17 protein-coding genes are annotated in these 19,814 nt (G+C 41.5%); 15 read left to right on the plus strand and 2 right to left on the minus strand.

The window, feature by feature from the left end; all coding sequences use genetic code 11:
- Nucleotide 1 precedes the first annotated feature (1 nt).
- From SLH46_RS14240 to SLH46_RS14305, 14 genes are all read left to right on the plus strand, one after another.
- Nucleotides 2-247, plus strand: a complete 246-nt coding sequence (locus SLH46_RS14240) for a VF530 family protein (protein ID WP_320281876.1) — start codon at nucleotides 2-4, stop codon at nucleotides 245-247.
- A 160-nt stretch (nucleotides 248-407) separates the two neighbouring features.
- On the plus strand, nucleotides 408-1,052 hold the full coding sequence (locus SLH46_RS14245; protein WP_320281877.1) for a DUF4395 domain-containing protein: 645 nt from the start codon (nucleotides 408-410) through the stop codon (nucleotides 1,050-1,052).
- Between the two features lie 173 nt (nucleotides 1,053-1,225).
- Nucleotides 1,226-2,356, plus strand: a complete 1,131-nt coding sequence (locus SLH46_RS14250) for a Re/Si-specific NAD(P)(+) transhydrogenase subunit alpha (protein WP_320281878.1) — start codon at nucleotides 1,226-1,228, stop codon at nucleotides 2,354-2,356.
- 11 nt (nucleotides 2,357-2,367) lie between these two features.
- Nucleotides 2,368-2,673, plus strand: coding sequence for an NAD(P) transhydrogenase subunit alpha (locus SLH46_RS14255; RefSeq protein WP_319481643.1), 306 nt, complete (start codon nucleotides 2,368-2,370; stop codon nucleotides 2,671-2,673).
- Between the two features lie 11 nt (nucleotides 2,674-2,684).
- A complete protein-coding gene (locus SLH46_RS14260) occupies nucleotides 2,685-4,097 on the plus strand; it encodes an NAD(P)(+) transhydrogenase (Re/Si-specific) subunit beta (protein WP_320281879.1) in 1,413 nt (470 codons plus the stop codon).
- 238 nt (nucleotides 4,098-4,335) lie between these two features.
- Nucleotides 4,336-6,018: a 7TM diverse intracellular signaling domain-containing protein gene (locus SLH46_RS14265; RefSeq protein ID WP_320281880.1), complete on the plus strand. Its 1,683-nt coding sequence runs from the start codon at nucleotides 4,336-4,338 to the stop codon at nucleotides 6,016-6,018.
- A 181-nt stretch (nucleotides 6,019-6,199) separates the two neighbouring features.
- Nucleotides 6,200-8,614, plus strand: a complete 2,415-nt coding sequence (locus tag SLH46_RS14270; protein ID WP_320281881.1) for a hypothetical protein — start codon at nucleotides 6,200-6,202, stop codon at nucleotides 8,612-8,614.
- Nucleotides 8,615-8,635: 21 nt separating this feature from the next.
- Complete coding sequence (locus SLH46_RS14275; protein WP_320281882.1) at nucleotides 8,636-9,106, plus strand: T9SS type A sorting domain-containing protein; 471 nt, start codon at nucleotides 8,636-8,638, stop codon at nucleotides 9,104-9,106.
- Between the two features lie 273 nt (nucleotides 9,107-9,379).
- Nucleotides 9,380-9,952 (plus strand): acetate uptake transporter, encoded by a 573-nt coding sequence (locus SLH46_RS14280; RefSeq protein ID WP_320281883.1) that lies wholly within the window; start codon nucleotides 9,380-9,382, stop codon nucleotides 9,950-9,952.
- A 208-nt stretch (nucleotides 9,953-10,160) separates the two neighbouring features.
- Complete coding sequence (locus tag SLH46_RS14285) at nucleotides 10,161-11,294, plus strand: sensor histidine kinase (RefSeq protein WP_320281884.1); 1,134 nt, start codon at nucleotides 10,161-10,163, stop codon at nucleotides 11,292-11,294.
- Between the two features lie 84 nt (nucleotides 11,295-11,378).
- Nucleotides 11,379-11,825, plus strand: coding sequence for a hypothetical protein (locus SLH46_RS14290; protein WP_320281885.1), 447 nt, complete (start codon nucleotides 11,379-11,381; stop codon nucleotides 11,823-11,825).
- Between the two features lie 71 nt (nucleotides 11,826-11,896).
- A complete protein-coding gene (locus tag SLH46_RS14295) occupies nucleotides 11,897-12,958 on the plus strand; it encodes a glycoside hydrolase family 53 protein (protein ID WP_320281886.1) in 1,062 nt (353 codons plus the stop codon).
- A gap of 288 nt (nucleotides 12,959-13,246) precedes the next feature.
- Nucleotides 13,247-13,813, plus strand: coding sequence for a pentapeptide repeat-containing protein (locus tag SLH46_RS14300; protein ID WP_320281887.1), 567 nt, complete (start codon nucleotides 13,247-13,249; stop codon nucleotides 13,811-13,813).
- Between the two features lie 23 nt (nucleotides 13,814-13,836).
- Entirely contained in the window at nucleotides 13,837-14,448 is a 612-nt protein-coding gene (locus SLH46_RS14305) for a trimeric intracellular cation channel family protein (RefSeq protein WP_320281888.1), read from the plus strand.
- A 253-nt stretch (nucleotides 14,449-14,701) separates the two neighbouring features.
- Here the strand turns inward: SLH46_RS14305 and SLH46_RS14310 are convergent, their stop codons facing one another.
- Entirely contained in the window at nucleotides 14,702-15,607 is a 906-nt protein-coding gene (locus tag SLH46_RS14310) for a phospholipase A (RefSeq protein WP_320281889.1), read from the minus strand.
- A 255-nt stretch (nucleotides 15,608-15,862) separates the two neighbouring features.
- Between SLH46_RS14310 and SLH46_RS14315 the strand changes: the two genes are divergently transcribed.
- Nucleotides 15,863-17,095 carry an MliC family protein gene (locus SLH46_RS14315; RefSeq protein WP_320281890.1) on the plus strand — a complete coding sequence of 411 codons (1,233 nt, stop codon included), beginning with the start codon at nucleotides 15,863-15,865 and terminating at the stop codon, nucleotides 17,093-17,095.
- A 309-nt stretch (nucleotides 17,096-17,404) separates the two neighbouring features.
- Here the strand turns inward: SLH46_RS14315 and SLH46_RS14320 are convergent, their stop codons facing one another.
- On the minus strand, nucleotides 17,405-19,489 hold the full coding sequence (locus tag SLH46_RS14320) for a xanthine dehydrogenase family protein molybdopterin-binding subunit (protein ID WP_320281891.1): 2,085 nt from the start codon (nucleotides 19,487-19,489) through the stop codon (nucleotides 17,405-17,407).
- Between the last annotated feature and the right edge of the window lie 325 nt (nucleotides 19,490-19,814).

The raw sequence follows: 19,814 nt of genomic DNA on the forward strand, positions 1-19,814 counted from the left end.
TATGGAACGAAACGCACACAAAGAGCCTGAGAAACAACCCAACAATCCGCTGCACGGAAAAACTCTTGAGGCGATTTTAGTGTTCCTGGTAAGCTACTATGGTTGGGAGGAATTGGGTGATATCATACATATCAATTCATTCCGGAATAATCCCAGCTTAAAATCCAGTCTCAAGTTTCTACGCAAAACTCCGTGGGCACGCGAAAAGGTGGAAAAACTCTATGTTGATACAGTTCGGAAAGCTTAATTCTTCTTTTAGTTACATTATCCTCTCGGCGGAGGTCAATAGAATGTTAACGTACTCCTTCCGTTAAACCAATTAAAAATCGTTTTGTTATATTGGCTGTGGTTCAAAATATGCCACAAAAAAAATTGAAAACAACTATTAACCAATTAATTAAAACGCAATGAGTAAGATCGTTCAATTTGGAGAAAACGTTGAGGGTTACACCATCCCGGTTTTAAACGAAAGAGAAATTCGTGCCGCAGCAGGTATGCTTTTTATGTTGATGTTTATTTCTATTCAACAAGCCACACAAGGAAATTTTACGCCCTTAAAATATGCTATTATCGTTTTCCTTACCGACATGTTAATTCGTGTGTTGATCAACCCAAAATATTCACCAACACTCATTCTAGGACGGTGGATCGTACGTAACCAAACGCCAGAATATGTTGGGGCACGTCAAAAGAAATTTGCATGGAAAATTGGAATTGCACTGGCTACTACCATGTTGGTTTTGGCCGTAATTGTAAATTCGTACAGTCCCATAACCGGTCTTATCTGTATGGTCTGCCTGGTATTTTTGTTTTTCGAAGCCGTGTTTGGAATTTGCCTCGGATGTAAATTTTATCCTTTATTTTTTAAAGACAAAGTTCAGTATTGTCCGGGCGAAGTTTGCGATATTAAATCACGACACGACATTCAGAAAACCAACTGGTCACATTTATTCATTGTTGTTGGTTTTGCAGCTTTTATCGTACTCACCTACTTTTTGTTTAACGAGCAGTTCGTAAAACCACCATTCGATTTGTTCGGATTAAACGCATAACAAACAGCATAAAATCAATTCGGTGGCGATGAAACGTGCTAAACATTTCTCGTCAGTGACCTGTGTTATAAAAGAAACTGTTATAAATCATAAGAATACCCATTTCCGTGTACGAACACGGTAAATATTATTTTATAGATTTGTTTTCAAATTAAATATCTAAATCAAATTTTATGATTCTTGGATTATTAAAGGAACACGGTAAGGAAACACGTGTCGCTTTACTTCCGGAAACTGTAAAAACTTTTACCGATCTGAAAGTTGAGGTATTGGTTGAAAAGGGAGCCGGAGAAACAGCCTACGCCACTGATGCTGATTATGAAGCCGTTGGTGCAAAAACAGTTTCGCGCGATGATGTGTTTGCCAAAGCCGAAGTTCTGCTGCAAATTCAGCCACCTGCTGACGGTGACACCGGGAGAATTAAAGATTCTCAGGTTTGGATTAGTGCGTTTAACCCGCTTTGGGATACCGCGCTGGTAAAAACATTCCTCGACAAGGGAATTACAACATTTAGCCTCGATCTGATTCCACGTACCACACGTGCTCAAGCCATGGATATTTTATCGTCGATGGCAACCGTTTCGGGTTACATGGCAGTATTGGAGGCAGCAACAAAACTACCAACATTCTTCCCAATGTTTATGACAGCCGCGGGTACCATTCGTCCGGCCAACGTACTTATTCTGGGTGCCGGTGTTGCAGGATTGCAAGCCATTGCAACCTCGCGAAAACTGGGTGCACAGGTACAGGTTTTCGATGTGCGTTCGGCAGTAAAAGAAGAGGTAATGAGTTTGGGCGGTAAGTTTGTTGAAGTGGAAGGTGCCACCGAAGACAAAGCTGCCGGAGGTTATGCAGTTGAACAAACCGAAGAGTTCAAAAAGAAACAGCAGGAAAAGATCAACGAAGTTGCATCAAAATCGAATGTGGTTATTTGTACCGCGCAAATTCCGGGACGTAAGGCTCCGCTTTTAATTCCGAAAGTAGCTGTTGATGCAATGAAACCGGGATCGGTAATTATCGACCTTGCAGCATCTACAGGCGGAAACTGCGAACTCACCAAAAACGACGAAGTTGTAGTTCACAACGGAGTTTCCATTATCGGACAATCAAATTATCCGGCACAAAAACCAATTGATGCAAGCCGTATGTTTGGCAAAAACGTGTTGAACTTTATGAAACTGATGATTGGAGAAGAAGGTGAATTAAACCTGAATTTTGAAGACGATATTGTAAAAGGAACCTGCATTACGCATGCAAAAGAGATTTACAACGAACGTGTTAAATCAGTTATCGAAACAAAATAAATGAATAAATTATGGAAAGTATATTAACTTTTTTAACCGAAAATAAAGATACGATATTCATTATAGTGTTATCGATATTTCTTGGATTCGAGGTAATTTCTAACGTTCCATCGGTATTGCACACTCCCCTAATGTCGGGAGCCAATGCAATTAGCGGTGTAATTATTATCGGAGGAATTATCCTTGTTGGTCACGCGTCATCTACTTTCGAGTGGATACTGGGTGCAATTGCCCTGTTTATGGCTACACTTAACGTGGCAGGAGGATTTGTTGTTACAGACCGCATGCTCGAAATGTTTAAAAAGAAGAAAAAATAACGATGAACGCTATGATATTACTAAATACATTAATGCCGGGACAAGTTGTTCTGGAATACAGTTATCTTCTTTCAGCCATTATGTTTGTTATCGGGCTGAAACTTGAGAGTAATCCTGCCACCGCCCGAAAAGGTAATTTCTGGGCTGCCTCTGGTATGATCCTTCCAATGATCACCACGCTACTATTAAATAAAGATGCTGCCGGCGAAGGAATTTCTTTGGCCAATGCCGGTGCGGTGATCCTGATTATTGCAGCCGGTGCAGTTGTTGGAACCGTTATGGCCCGAAAAGTAAAAATGACGGCCATGCCTCAAATGGTATCTTTCTTTAATGCTACCGGAGGTGCGGCATCAGCGGCTGTGGCTTTAATCGAGTTTACAAAAAACCCAAACCAGGCACTTTTGGTTACTTTGCTCGGTTTGGTTGTAGGTAGTATTGCCTTTAGTGGTAGTATGGTTGCCTATGGTAAACTGGATGGTAAAGTGGGCGATATTTTTGCCAAATTTATGACCTACCTGAACCTGTTCTTTATGTTGCTTATTGTAGCCATCATTCTACTGGTTCTGTTTGGAGGATTCGATCAAACCACGATTTCTTACCTTGTTTACGGTCTGCTGGTATTAAGCATTATTTATGGAGTTAGTTTTGTAATGCCAATTGGAGGTGCCGATATGCCTGTAGTTATTTCATTACTGAACTCGTTAACAGGTATTGCAGCGGCTATGGCCGGTTTTATCTATCAGAATGAAGCCATGATTTTGGGTGGAATTTTGGTTGGAGCTGCCGGTACAATCCTAACCATTCAGATGTGTCGTGCAATGAACCGCTCGCTGATTAACGTAATTATTGGTGCATTTGGTGGAGGTGGCGCTGCTGCCGACCGCGAACAGGGAAGTATCAAAGAAATTACCTTAAGCGACGCTGCTGTTCTTTTAAGCTACTCGCAAAAAGTAGTTGTAATTCCGGGATACGGTTTGGCGGTAGCTCAGGCTCAGCACATTGCACACGAGTTGGATTCGTTACTGGAAAGTAAGGGTGTTGAAGTAAAATACGCCATTCACCCGGTTGCAGGTCGTATGCCTGGCCACATGAACGTTTTATTGGCAGAAGCCGACGTACCATACGAACAACTGGTAGAAATGGACGACATTAATCCTGATATGCCAAATGTTGACGTGGCAATTGTGATTGGTGCCAACGACGTGGTAAACCCGGCTGCCTACGACGATCCGAGCAGCCCGATTTACGGAATGCCAATTATCGATGCACACCTGGCCAAAAACATCATTATCATGAAACGTGGAATGGGTAAAGGTTATGCAGGTATCGAAAACTTCCTGTTCTTTAACGACAAAACACGCATGTTGTTTGGCGATGCTAAAAAATCGATTACCAGTTTGGTGAGCGAAATTAAGAGCATGTAAAAAACAACTGTTACAATAAAACGAAATGCCATCTCCTTTTTTGGGAGGTGGCATTTTTTTGCATGAATAAAATGAGAATCCACCTTCTCTCATGTTTCCTTCCGCCAATTTAGATTAATTATATATTTATTATAATTCTTACTTAAAACTTCCCTATCAAACTTAATATTAGTAAATTACATCAAATTACAGCCGCTAACCAAGGCGTTTTTAGCAAATAACATTCAGCGCAAACCAGATGTTTTTACGAACAGTACGATCTTATTCTATTATTATATTCAGTCTTCTGTTGATTTCGGTTACGGCCCTCGCGGATAAAAACAATCCCCCACTTTTACCCGACCCGATCGCTGAATTCTTAATTTTAAATGACAGTTCCGGTCTGGAGTTTTCGGAAATACAAAAAATAAGTCCTGAAAAATTTTCCGATTATGAGGGCGAAAAACTTCATCTGAATAAAACATACTGGTTTAAAGTTGAGATTCTTAATTCTGAATTAGAATCCGATCAATCGTATATTCACTTTTACAATTACTTTTCGCGGGCGGAAGTTTTCCAACTTGACCCGGACAGCACAGTAGTAAGCGCAAAAAGTGGCACTTTGGTACCTGCAAAAGAAAGAGCGGTAAAGGGACTTTTTAAGGACATACTACCATTCAGGATGTCGGGAAACAGCACAACGACACTTTTTATCAAGGCCGACAAAGAAATGGAGCTTATTGACGATCTAAATGTTTCCATCCTCTCCGACGATACTTTTAACCGGTTCATTTCATTCAATACCGATGTGCAAAGTATTTTCGCCGGTGCCATTTTTATCGTTTTCCTTTTAAACCTGATTCTATTTATTCTTTCGCACGAGCGGCTTTATTTCTGGTATATTACCTACCTGGCCATCATGACAATTTTCTTCCTGAGTTATGCCCAAATTTTAGAGCGTTCGGTGTTATCGAATTACCCAAAGTTTGATCTATACCTCATCTTTAACCTTGCTTTTCATATCCCCATTTATGCGCTGTTCCTTAATGAATTACTAAGGGAGGAAAATGTTCCTAATGCACGGGGTTTCCTAAAAAAGTTTGCACTTGTTACTTTCGTTTGTGCCTGCATAATTTATGTGATATCGCGCAACAACTACCTGCTAAGCGCGAAGCTAAACGACCTCTTCCTTTTTGTGAACATTTTCTTACTGATTGGCTTCTTTTTCGTATTCTTTCGCAAGGTATCAACAACGGCTAAAGTTGTTTTTATCGGTACACAATTTATTGTTATTGGCGGGTTTGCAAGCATTGTCACCGACTTTATAAAATACAGTCCGTTTCATGTTTTTTATTACCAGGCAGGTTTTTCTCTGGAACTGATTTTCTTTACAATTTCGGTAAATTATATGCATCACAAAAACAAACTCACCAAAACAAAAGCACTGTTAAAAAATGCACAAATTGAAACGGAATATCTGCGTAAAACAATTGAAATTAATGAGCTGAACTCAACAATAGATCAGAAAAACAGGAACCTGGTAAGCAAAGCCATTCTTGTTTCAGAGAAGGAACAACTAATTGAAAAACTGATTGACGAACTTCAGCAGTTAAAATCAGGCGAAGCTGCAAAACCGGATATCGACAGGATGCTTTCGAGCCTCCGAACCAATCACCATAACAACAACTGGCCTGAATTTGAACTTCATTTTAAAAATGTCCATCCCCGGTTTTACGAATCGTTAAACGAAAAATATCCCGATCTAACAGCCAACGAACGAAAGGTTTGTGCGTTTATAAAACTTAATCTTTCAACAAAAGAAATCAGTCAGATTACCGGAAAAAGTATAAATACGATTAATGTTGCCCGTGCTCGCTTACGAAAAAAAATGAAACTGAATTCTTCGGAAAACATTTCAACTATCATTGCAAATATTGGTTAAACACACTCCTCTTCTTTTCTGAGTTACTATCTCATAGCCGTTCAAAATACCAGTTTTTTCTCTTTTGTACATATTTTGTCACTCCAAAATTTCGACGTTTTAGGGCTATAAATCATAATATTGTTGATGGTGTTTTCAACAACACTCAACACAAATTCTAAAACCTAAAAACCGATAAAAAATGAAAAGGGTCTTTACTTCACTTGGAATTATAGCAGTTATAATTCTTCTATCAGCGAACTATGGATTCGCGCAGGCTCCCGAAGGTATAATTTACCAGGCGGAAGCGCGAAACAGCAATGGCGAAATTCTTTCGAACGAAACGCTGGAAATCAAAATTACAATCCTTGAAGGTTCAGCAAACGGCAGTATTGTTTGGGAAGCTGCCCACGATGTGGTAACCAACGATTACGGGATGTTTGTACTTGTAATTGGCACCGGAACGAACCTCTCGGGCAATGCTTTTGAAGACATTCATTGGGAAAGTCAATCGCATTACCTGAATGTAATGATTAAAGAAAACGAAGCTGGCAACTGGCTCGACATGGGAACCTCACAATTTCTATCTGTGCCTTATGCGCTGCATGCCAAAACTGCCAGCGCACTTGTAACGCCAATGGAGAAAAATGGAAAAATTCCGGGAGTAAACGCACAAACATGGTCGCTTTTCGGCAACTCGAATACCGATCCTGAAAAGGATTTTTTGGGAACCAGTGATGCTACTGATTTGGTGTTTATTACCGATTATGAAGAACGCCTGCGGATTCAGAGCAACGGAGATATCAACCTTACAAAAAGCCTTGAAGTTGGCGAAGATTTAACGGTGAAACGTAACGTTTATCTGAATACCGAAAGCGGCGAAACGCAAAACAACGGTGCGTTTACTGTTACAAATTACAGTCCTACTCTGTTAACCGGAGCACTTGACGTGGAAGGTGCCACACAGCTTAAAAACACGCTGGAAGTTGACGGAGTATCCACACTCAATAATAACTTACTGGTTGATGGCAATACTACGCTCAACCGAAACTTAACTGTAGGTGGAACAACTAATTTAAATAACCCACTTAATGTAAATAATGGGAGTAAAACTCATCTCACCGGAGATCTGGATGTAGATGGTAAACTTAATGTAGCAGGCAAATCAACACTAAAAAACACTGCAGTTGACGGCACGTTGAGTGTTTCAGGGAAAACAACACTTAACAGCACATTAGCTGCTAATGGCCAGATTACTATCAACTATGACAAACCTGTTGGAGATGCGGAGAAATATAGTGATTATGCACTTCGCATTGAAGGAAGTAAACACGGGATTGGAATAAAATCGACCCAATTTCTTCCATCGCGACAAGACAATTTCATCACTTTTTTTGATAACCAGGGGAGTGCAAAAGGGAGAATTGAAGGCAATTCTGGGTTGGTAGGTCTGGCTTTAAGCGTGATTTACGGGATTTTAGAACCGGAACCTTTTTCCATCACCGGACCTTTTCCTGATACGCCTCTTGATGCCCAGGGTGATCAAAGTGGAGCTCAACCACTAGATATAGAGGCCGATGGAATTGATTTCACCAGTGAATATGCTGTTGAATTATACGGCATTGGCGTTAGTTTTACCAAATCAGTTATTGTTTTTGGTGTTAACTGTGTTGGAGCACTGGCCGGTGTTGCTGCCTTTGGAGATATTGACGACGTTGTATGGTCAGGTGTTGATGTTATTGCAGAATCAATTCAGTGGGGAATTTTTGAAATATTTAATACTGTAGGACTTGGTGTTGCCTTTGAATCCGGAGGGGCCGACTACGCCGAATGGCTCGAAAAAGAAGATGTGAACGAGTTTTTAACCTATGGCGAGGTAGTTGGAGTTAAAGGAGGAGTTATCTCGAAAGAGTTTAAACGAGCCGAAAAATACATGGTTATAACCAATAATCCAACCGTAATTGGAGCAATGCCCGACAGCACGAATACAAAAAAATATGAAAGAGTTGCATTTATGGGTCAGGTTCCGGTAAAAGTGATCGGCGAAGCAAAAAAAGGCGATTATATACTTCCATCGGGCAATCAGGATGGAATGGCAATAGCAGTTTCGCCACAAAATATGGCTGTAGGCGACTATGCACGTATAATTGGCACTGCCTGGAGCGAGTCGGACGGGAAAGAACTTTTCTCCTACGTAAATACTGCGGTTGGAATCAACTCAAACGACCTGGTTGGAGTAATTGAAAATATGCAGGGCATGTTAAACGATATGCAGTTGGCACTCGCCGAAGTTAATCCAAATTACACGCCTCAACTTTATGCAATGAGTGGAAATAGTAGTCAGGCGGTAAACACCATTACAACCTCACCTACTGCCAATGCACTGATGGTGCAAAAGAGTGGTGCAGCGCAGGCACAATCGGTAGAAGAAGCCATTCAGCAGATATCAGATTATGCTTATGCCAATAATCCGAATCTCGATTTAAGCCGCTTCCCCTACCTGGCTGAAATGTTTGAAAATCCGACTCTTGAAACTGCCGAAGCAATGGTTGAACACTACCAGGGCGTTTTGGATAAATTAATGGCCTTAATGCCAACCGAACCATCGGGGAATTAATGAAAGATAAAAACAATTAACATGAAACACAGTTTATTGTTACTTTTTACGCTCTTCTGTTTTCACCTCGCTATTGGTCAAAAAATTACGATTAACAGCCCAATAGTTGCCACGGCAGGAAATAAAACAGAAGTAAAAATGACAGCTTCTCCGGTAAACATTTCGAAATGGAGAATTGGAGAAATCTATCTTGTCACACTTCCTGAAACAGATTTGGATGATCAACTAAGGGGCGATTCCCGGCTAAAAGTCTTTCCAAATCCGTTCAGAGACGAAGTAAATGTGCAACTAAAGACAGATGTAACCGGTGTGTACCGCTTACTTGTTACCGACATTAGCGGCAGACAACAATTTTACAATTCCGAGGAGACAATAATTCCCGGTCAGTCTGTACAAATCAACCTGTCGCACTTGCGACCTGCGGTTTATATACTAACACTTTATAATGCAAATACGGATACAAAGTGGATGGTAAAAATTCAGAAACAATAGATTTTAAAATCCTATAATTAGTACCACTTTTCAACACATTTACCACCTTGACATTTTTTTTAGTTGAGGTGGTATTTTTTTGTCATCGCGCCATGAATTCCTGTTGTTGGTTAACCTCAAATTTTAAAGAAAGCGGTTAAATTTCGAAGTAACTCACAAGGCAAAATCAATAAAACATTAAACCCGTCAATTAATAATAATTATTAAGCAGGCTCTTACAACTGAAAACCTATTTTCGCGGGCTAAAAATTTCATTTATTTAAACATTTAAGAATGAGTACTCAAAAAATTGGAAATCCGGCAGTTGTAGGTTTAGCCGGGTTCGGATTAACTACCCTTTTACTGCAAATTCACAACATCGGACTGTTGGGCATTGGCCCGGTATTAGCCATGGGCTTTATTTTTGGTGGACTGGCACAAATGATTGCCGGATTTATGGAACAAAAAGTGGGCAATAACTTTGGTTTCAGTGCCTTTGTTGCTTATGGTTCGTTTTGGATCGGTCTGGGAATTATCTGGTTACTTAACCATTTTAACATTTACGCAGCATCGCATACCGATGTGGGTTGGTATTTGGTTGCCTGGGCCTTGTATACCTGTATTATGTTAGCAGCATCGTTCTATGTACACAAAGCGATGGCCGTTACCTTCATTTTATTGGAGATTGGGTTTATTCTGTTGATTGCTGGACACTTTGGTTCTCCAAAAATTAACGTAATTGCCGGTTACGAATTAATTTTCTGTGCACTTTCGGCTTGGTACATGATGGCGGCCATCATTATCAACGATCTTGCCGGGAAAACAGTTTTGCCACTTGGCGCTGCCTGGGCAAAAAAAGCAAACTAAGATTTAGTTATCATTAGCATAATGCAAGGGCTGATCGGAAAACGATCTGCCCTTTTTATTTTACATCGCGAATAATTTATGCGAATAGTCTTGGTAGGGCTGAGTTAAAAATCAGCAATATTTACCTAATAATCAGCCCCAAAGGTTTCATTTCTTCAACACTTTAATTAAATTTGCGGTGCAAACCATTTATTGAAAGGACGTACTCATGCTTGAAGAACAAACCTTAACGAGCTATGCTCCGGCCATGCGTTATACAAACGGGCAGCTTGAAAGTCAATTCAAAACAATTCTTGAAAATAAACAACTTGTCAATTTTGTGGAATCGATTTCGCAAATGGTGCTTATTTTAAACAGGCACCGTCAGGTTGTGTACGCCAACAAAAGCTACAAGGATTTTTGTGCGAATCTGAATCACGATCCGATAATCGGAAAACGCCCGGGAGAAACCTTCAATTGTGCCAATGCTTTTAAATCGTCTGCAGGTTGCGGAACTTCTGAATCCTGTAAATCGTGCGGAGCAGTTAATGCGATCCTCGAGTCGCATAAAGGAATTCGTTCTACACAAGAATGTCAGATTTTAACAAAGGACAATGATGCGCTGGATCTTGAAGTGACAGCCAATCCTTTAATTCTGGACGATGAGAAACTGACAATTTTTTCGGTAAATGATATCAGCGCCCAAAAACGAAGAATCTCGTTGGAAAGGGTTTTTATTCATGACTTGCTAAACAGTGCAGGTGCAATTTCCGGATTATCATCAATTTTAAAAGAGATTGACGACCCTGATATGATAAAAGACATTGCCGCAACGATTGAAGATGCTTCGCAAAGCCTTATCGAAGAAATTCAGATACAGCGCGAATTGGGAGCCGCAGAAAGAGGCGAACTTCATATGCAAATGAAGGAGATAAACAGCAGTAATTTTCTTACTGATTTGCAAAAAACTTATGCCAAACATGAATTAAATGCCGGCAAACCTATCCATATCAGCACCGAGTCGGTTAATTGCACGATGACCACCGACCCTGTTTTGCTACGACGCATTCTTGGAAATATGTTAAAAAATGCCATCGAGACGAACGTACCTCACGATATGATCACGCTGATGTGCAAAAAACGACAAAATGTTATTGAACTTTCGGTTCACAACAATAGCATCATCCCCAAAGAAAATAAAGACCAAATCTTTAAACGTTTCTTTTCGACAAAAGGCGGAGCACGTGGTTTGGGTACCTACAGCATGAAATTGTTTGGCGAAAAATACCTGAAAGGCAACGTCGGTTTTACAAGTTCTGAAGAAGCGGGGACAACATTCTACATTCAATTTCCTGTAAGTTAGTTCGGGAAAATTAGCACCTTAAATAGTTATTGGCAAGCTGCATGAAAACAGTTAAGCTTTGTATCTTTGTTCGTTTTGAATAAAATGATCAAAGAAAAGATTTATACCAAAATTATGACGCTTATAAACGAGCGTATTGAACTGGCGCAAGTGGCAATTGCAGCGGCAAAAGAGTCGCGCGATAACGAAACAAAAAGCAGTGTTGGCGACAAATACGAGACCGGACGAACACTGATGCAGCAGGAAGTGGAAAAAAACCGTATTCAACTGCACAAAGCTGAAAAATTAAAAACCGAGCTGGAAAACATCAACCTGAAGAAGAAATTTGATAAAGTTGAATTTGGCAGCCTGGTTTCCGACGGCAATATTCTGTATTTTATTTCTACCGCCCTTGGCAAGATCGACGTAGAAGAAACGAGCTGCTTTTGCATTTCGCTGGCTTCGCCCATTGGCAAAGCTTTGCACAACAAAACCGTTGGCGACAAGGTAAGTTTTATGGGTAAAACCATTGAAATTGCTGCAATCGATTAAAGTCATTCAATTGTTTTTCAATCGAAAAATCGGTTAACTTTAAGCATCTAAAACCAACAAAATATACTACAATGCAATCATCAAAACCATACTTTATTAAAAGAATATTTCTTACCGTTCTTTTTTTAATTGTTGTATTCAATTTCTCAACAAAAGCACAGGAATATGCCGTTGGTGCCGACCTCTCGTTTTTAAAACAAGCCGAAGACAACGGTTTTGAGTTTAAAGAAAACGGAGTAGCAAAAAAAGGCATAGAAATTTTCAAAGACCACGGCTACACCTGGATACGTCTGCGCTTGTTCCACACTCCCACACAACTACCCAATAATTTAGAATATACCATTGCCACTGCTCAAATGGCTAAAGAGAATGGATTTAAATTTCTGCTCGATTACCATTATTCCGATACCTGGGCCGATCCCGCAAAACAGTTCATTCCAAAAGCCTGGGAAGGACTTTCGCACGAAACGCTTGTGGACTCGGTTTACGAATACACCCGACAAACCATGATCGCTTTTCGCGAAGCCGGTGTTTTCCCCGACATGGTGCAGGTGGGTAACGAAATAAGTAACGGCATGCTTTGGCCCGACGGCAAACTGCCCGATAACTGGGACAACCTGGCAGAGCTGATTCAGGCCGGAATTAATGGCGTTTATGCCAGCTGCGGGAATACTCCCTGTCCGCAGATTATGATCCACATCGACAAAGGCGGCGATAAGGAATTCACCAAATACTGGTTCGACAAGCTCCTTTCGTACGGAGTGGATTTTGATGTAATGGGACAATCGTATTATCCGTGGTGGCACGGCTCAATACTCGATCTGCGTGAAACACTCAACTTTATGGCACGCGCCTACCAAAAAGAAATTATTGTGGTGGAAGCCGCCTACAATTTTGCACCGGCCGAATACATCGATAAACCGGCACCTTTTGCCGAATCGCCAGAAGGACAACGCCAGTTTCTGGAAGAAGTGAACCGTGTGGTACTGAATGTTCCAAATGGCTTGGGTACCGGCGTTTTTTGGTGGGAACCGGCTGTGGAAAACAAAGGATTTGGCTACCGCACCTATTTTGATGCCGACGGAAACGTTCAACCTGTAATTGAAGTATTCGACCGATTTACAAGATATTGAGGGATTGATGAGCTGAAGGACTTGATACTTGAATGCATAAATCCAAAGGCCGAGTTATCTGAAATTGATAAACTGATAAATTGCTGAATTGTGAAATTGAAAAACTACACTTTGAACTCAAATCCTTGAACTTTCTTCTTTGTGAAACTTTGTGGTTCCTCAGTGCAACTTTGTGGTTATTTTTTCATTATTGACAAATTGCTAAATCGTACTCGCGGCTCGAAACTTATAGCTAGTGGCTTTTTTACTTTTGCCTTTCTATTTCTACTTTTGCCTTAAAAATTATAAATGACATACATTACCGATAAAGATTTTAAAAACGAGGATTTCTCGGAAAAAGGGCTGAATGAGGCCGATTACGAAAATTGTAATTTTTCGAACTGTATTTTTTCGGGGACCAACCTAAGTAACTACTGCTTTGAAGAATGCACTTTCGAGGGCTGCGATTTCAGCAACACCAAAATTACAAATACCGCCTTTAAAAATGTGAGTTTTAAAAACTGCAAACTGATGGGTTTGCAATTCGATGAGTGTAATCCTTTTTTGCTTGAATTCAATTTCACCGGCTGTATACTGAATTACGCTTCGTTTTACCAACTTAAAATTAAAGGAACCCGCTTTAACCGTTGTACCATGCACGAGGTTGATTTTAACGAAACCGACCTTACAAAAGCGGTTTTTGCTGAATGCGATCTGGCCGGTGCAATTTTTAGCTTTAGCAAATTGGAAAAAGCCGACCTGCGAACTTCGATCAACCTGATGCTCGATCCGGAGCAAAATCAACTGGCCGGAGCACATTTTTCACTGGATATGCTTCCCGGATTATTAGGCAAATACAACATTAAGGTAGATTAATCATTTTTTTGTTGTTTTGCAGTATGGATCTACTTCTTTGGTTTGACTACATCGGAACATTTGTATTTGCGATAAGTGGTACGCTGACGGCTGCCGACAAACGTCTCGACTTTTTTGGAGCCACTGTAATTGGTTTTGTAACGGCTATTGGCGGTGGTACTATGCGCGATCTGATGCTGGGCGACACACCCGTAGCATGGATGCAAAACAACAATTATTTCTGGATGATCATTGCCGCCGTTGTGGTAACCATTATTTTCCGCCGGCATGTGATGAAACTAAAACGCACACTTTTTCTATTCGATACCATTGGAATTGCCACCTTTACTTTATTGGGATTAAAAAAGGCTTTGCTTTTTAATATCGATCCGTCGATGGCCGTGCTGATGGGATTATCGTCGGCAGTGGTGGGTGGCGTTATCCGGGATATTCTTTGTAATGAAGTACCGTTGATCTTTCACCGCGAAATTTATGCCACCGCCTGTATTGCAGGAGCTTTGGTTTACCTTCTCCTCAGCCGACTGGGCGTTTCCGAAGTAATCTGCGAAACAGCAACTGTATCTTCCATTATTGCCATTCGTCTTTTGGCCATTCGTTTTAACATTGCCCTGCCTCGTTTAATTAATAAGGAATAGAAGTATTGACTGAAGAAATGCAATTAAGCTGTCATTTCGATGAAGGAACGACCGAGAAATCTCACTCATCATAGCATATTTCTCCTCATAGTTCGTTGAAATTACATAAGGTTTTGATTTCTATTCTCAGGTTGAAATTACTGGCTCGAAGCCAGCTCCATGCAACAGATCTCTCCTCATACTTCGTCGAGATGACAGCTGTTCCCAACTTTAGCCTTTTGACTTTTAACTTTAATCTTTTGCCTTAATCCCCCTACCACTCCACCAACGACAACCCAAAACCAACAACTGTTTGCCGGTGGTTATAATCGATCATACTTTCGCCATAACCGGTAAATACCTGGGCATGGAATTTCAGGTTATCTACAATATTTATGGAATAAGCCAACCTGATATTGCCACGGTTGTTATCGCCAAGACGAAGACTGTGTCGGGCAGTGCAGTTAACCGAATGAATTCCTTTTTTCCAGGCCACCAGCAATTCGCTGCGCCCGAGATAATTTTCAATTCCGGGATTATCGTCGTCGGCCTCCTTTTCAGGTAATCGCCACCAAGGTTTAAACACCACCGATGTGTTTTTGCCTTCCATCCCAACTTGTGCCACAACGCGGTTCCAACTGCGCGACAGCGGATTGGCGCGACCATTGCTCTGATGATTAAAACCAAGTCCCATAAAAACTCCATTCATTCCGAAAAGCCGGTAACGAACCGGGAAAATAAACATCGCTTCGGGCTCGTAATTGGTTTCGCGAAATGGCCGCGACAAGTCGGTATTAAACACCTGCCAAAACGATGCCTGCGTGTACCCCACCCAAATATCACCACCTTGTTCTCCGCCAAAAACATCATTTAAAACTTTCGTTTTCAAACTGAGCTGAAACATCTGTTCCGTTTTATTCAGCGGGATGGGCTCATCAACATTCCGATCAGGATTATCGCTGTGTGGCATGCGGTTTACATTGTTCGACACTTTGGCCGCCAACACATAAACCGGTTTATAGGTACGTATCACAAACAAATCTTTGTCATCGTGTTCATGATCACCCAAATCCCAGTGATCGGCCAGGGTATTTTCTTCACCACCAAATAATTCCTGCGCAAACGCAGCCGGGACCGTAAACACCAATCCCATTAGCAGCATCGTAATTTTTATTTTCATCATAGGGCTTTTACATTACTAAGATAGGCAATAAGCTTGTGCACTTCCCCATACAATACTAGTTTGCCTAACATCTTTTAACAGTTTTGAAGAAGGAACATTTTGGTGAATGAGTGAATGACGGGATGAGTAAATGAGGGGATACGTGATTTTACGAGATTGAATAGACTACTACTTGTAACTAGCAACTTCTTTCCAAATTACTTTCATTCCACCCAAACAATCCTTAATTTCAACAAGCCAAAACGATTAAAAATGAAACTATTTATGAAAGTTGATTTCGCTCTCGTGATTGCTCTCGTTGCACTGATGCTAATAACTGGTTGTAATAACCCAAAACAGCAAAACACAACAGTTGTAAACCCAACTCAAAAAGGAAAAATATTCAAATTTGTTTCTGAAGATAACTTCTACAACTTTGAGCTTCAACACACCGGAAATGGTATCATTTTAAGCGATGTAGACCACAATAAAAAGTACACGATGGATCGTGTCCGGGCTGCAAGCGGCGAACGTTATGCCGATGACGACGGTTATGTTTTCTGGTCGAAAGGAAAGGACTTTACCTTTTATAAAGACGAAAAAATCATCACTCAAGGGCAGCTGGCTGAGAAGCCGGAACAGTCGATATTTGGCAATTATGTAAACGATACGTATTCTATACGTCACGAGGGTTACGATTGGATGGCGGTGACGGTAAAACAAGGTGCGGACAATTCCATTTTGGTGGCTGTGCGTTCGCGCGCCGACATAAAAAAACCTACCTGCTCGTTTGATGCGCAAGCCTTTCCAACAGATGAAAACACCTATGAATCGGTAATTGACGGAAAAACCATTGTTTATCAATTTACCGGTAATGCTATTACCATTTCCACAAAAAACGAGGCCGACGAAAACATGCTGTACTTCTTTTGCTCGGGAGGTGCCACTTTTGCAGGCAGCTACACAAAAATTAAAGAGCCGCTCGATGCCGACCAGGTGGACCAAACATCATTTATTAAGGTTTTACGTTTACAAGGCGTTGGTTTTACTATTTCGTCCATTGGGAAGAACGATAAAAACACCTTTACGGTAAATACCTTTGGTTTGCCACATGACTATAACGAAACCTTTGAAATTTTAGGATCGCGGGTAACCGGTGCCGAGGTGGAAGACCTGAATTCCGACGGATCGCCCGAATTATTTGTGTATACCCACTCGGATGGCAGCGGGAGTTACGGCAATGCGTTCGCTTTTTCAGTAAATAATTTAAAGTCGATGAGCAGGGTGAATTTCCCGCCAATTGCAGAAAACAGCGAATTGAACAAAGGTTACATGGGACACGATGAATTTGCTGTGGTAGAGAACCGGCTGGTGCAACATTTTCCGGTTTATAATGAAGGTGACACCAACGCCAACCCAACAGGAGGCACACGACAAATAAGTTACAAACTTACTGAAGGTGAAGCCATGCGGCAGTTAAAGGTTGATAGTGTTAATGAATACTGATGGAAGCGCGAAGATAGTAGCTAGAGGTTAGAACCTCGTTTCTTGTAACTTGAAACTTGTGTCTTATTCATTGCTCCTGATTGCATCGGGACCGCTCGACCATTTACAAGTGATCGTTCTACCCAAAATCAAAAATTATGATTTACCCCCGAAAGGGCAGCCTCGTCACTCGGCTTCCGGTTGCCATGTACAAAGCATTACATAAGGCCGGCATTAAGGGAGGTACCGGAGGTTCTCCCACACCGGTTGGTTTTTCATCACTTTCCATAATATGTACATGAGTTTGAGCGGGTGCATCGGTCATTCGGGCTACTTCATAGTCATGGAAATACTTTGAACCACCTGCCCGTTTTTTACGGTAATCTCACTTTTTAATGCCAGGCTAATTCCGAAAACGGCACCACCTTCAAACTGCGCTTTTATCCTGTCAGGGTTTACCGGAATACCGCAGTCAACAGCATAATATACATTCGGGATCTTTACATTCTTATATTTGTCGAGTTCAATTTCAACCACACAAGCGACATAAGTTAAAAAGCTGCTATGAACGGCAAAACCGCGAAACCGGCCGGCCGACAGGGCTTCTCCCCAGTTTGACAGCTCACGTACTTTTCGGATCACATCTTTTAAACGTTTGGTGCTTCGGGGGTATTCCGCTGGATTTGTCTGGTAATTACTAAATCCATCCACTTTCGAGGCAAAATCAATATTCCGGTCTTCGCCTATCAGTTCCAGTGCATTTTCAATCGGGTCCGTTTTACGTTTTTCGGCCACCTGGTCCAACATTGAATTTATTGCAAAAGCCTGGTGAATATTCGACACCGACCGCAGCCAGCCCAAGCGAATGTGTTTTGCCGAATCATTGGTTTCACACAGTACATTTTTTATATCGAAAGGCATATCAAGCATTCCCAGACATAATTCACCGATGGACGGCATTGTTTGACTCGGCCCCCAGCCGATACCTGGGTACAGTGCCCTGTGCAGCCACGCTGTTACTTTATTATTTTCATCGATACCCACCTTGATATATTGCGAGCTTATGGTATGGTAAAAATCGTGTTGGATATCGTCTTCCCGGGTCCAGATCAATTTTACCGGTTTATTCATTTTTTTCGAAACCAGTGCTGCTTCCACCACAAAATCGGGTTTGCCTTTTCTTCCAAAGCCACCTCCCAGCAGGGTAACGTTTACCCTTACTTTTTCTTCGTCGACACTGAGTGCGCGTGCTACAGCACCACGGGCCCATTGCGGCGACTGAACCGGTGCCCACACTTCGATGCTTCCGTCTGTTTTGCAATGCACCGTTGCACAAGGTGGTTCCATGGTGGCATGTGCGTAATGCGGTACCTGGTAGAATCCCTCAACAATTTCACTGGCATTTTTAAAAGCTGCTTCAACGTCTCCTTCCTTACGTTTTGCTATTCCCTTACGTTTTGTATTTTGTAGCTGCTGTTCCCAATACGCTTCTGAATCATAAGCGGCATGTTCCCCCTTTTTCCAATCAACTTCCAGTAAGTCTTTTGCTTTTAAAGCCGCCCAGGTATTTTGGGCAACAACAGCAATACCTCCCAGTGCTTTCTCTAGACCAAATGCCCAATCGGTGGTTTCCAGCTGAAATACACTTACCACACCGGGAACTGCCAAAGCCTTTTCGGCATTGAACGAATTTATGCCTGCACCATTTTCAGGATTTCGTGCAATAACAGCAATTAATGCCCCAGGAATAGTAACGTCGATGCCAAATTCTGCTTTTCCGCTAACAATATCCTTTAAATCATAAATCGATGATTTTTTTGATATGTAGTTAAAATCCTTTACGCTTTTTAAGCTTACTTCCGAATCATCAGGAATTTCTAGGGCCGAGGCTTTATCGGCCAGGTAACCGTATCCAAAAACCTTACCCGATTGATGAACAACGGTATGATTTTCAGCTTTACATTCCGAAACGGGAACACCCCACTCCAATGCTGCCGCTTTTATTAACATTAAGCGGGCTGTTGCACCTGCTTTTCGTAATAAATCGAAATGTTTCTGAATACTGTTCGAACCATCGGTATTCTGGTCTCCGTATTTATAATCGCCTGTTGCCTGTACCACTTTTACTTTATCCCAGTCGGCCTCCAGTTCATCGGCAATTATTAAAGGCAAAGTTGTTTTAATACCCGTCCCCATTTCGGAGCGGTGTGCATATAACGATACTTCTCCCGTACCCAATAGCTGAATATATACACCGGGAGAAAATACCGACTCCGCATCTCCTGTAAGATACTGGTTACGGGTGTTACACGACAACGGAACTCCCAGTAAGAGACCGCCGGTACTTACCGCTCCGATTTTAAGAAAGTCGCGGCGTTTAACTTTATAAATACCTTTTTTAGCTGTGTCTTCCATAGTATTTGGTTTGATGTGTCTGGCATTCTGAAGCATCTTTCGGTTGAGAACCTGGTCGGCCGGAATGCAAAACAAAAGCTGTTATTTCAAGCAACATGCTAATTATCACTTTGTTCATGCTTGTTTGTGAAAAGGCACAGCGCTTTTCATCTGCTCCTTTTCAGAAACTTATCCACAATTAGACTTATGTTTACCCCGCTACCGCGCGAATCCTTTCGCGTGGGTTGAAAGATTGCCCCGGTTCTCCCTCATAATTACCAGCGAAACGAAGTAATCTAATCCCCAATCACCACAAATAGTAGGTAGCATTTTACAAATTCACCAT

The organism is Draconibacterium sp. IB214405 (assembly GCF_033963885.1).
GTDB lineage: Bacteria > Bacteroidota > Bacteroidia > Bacteroidales > Prolixibacteraceae > Draconibacterium.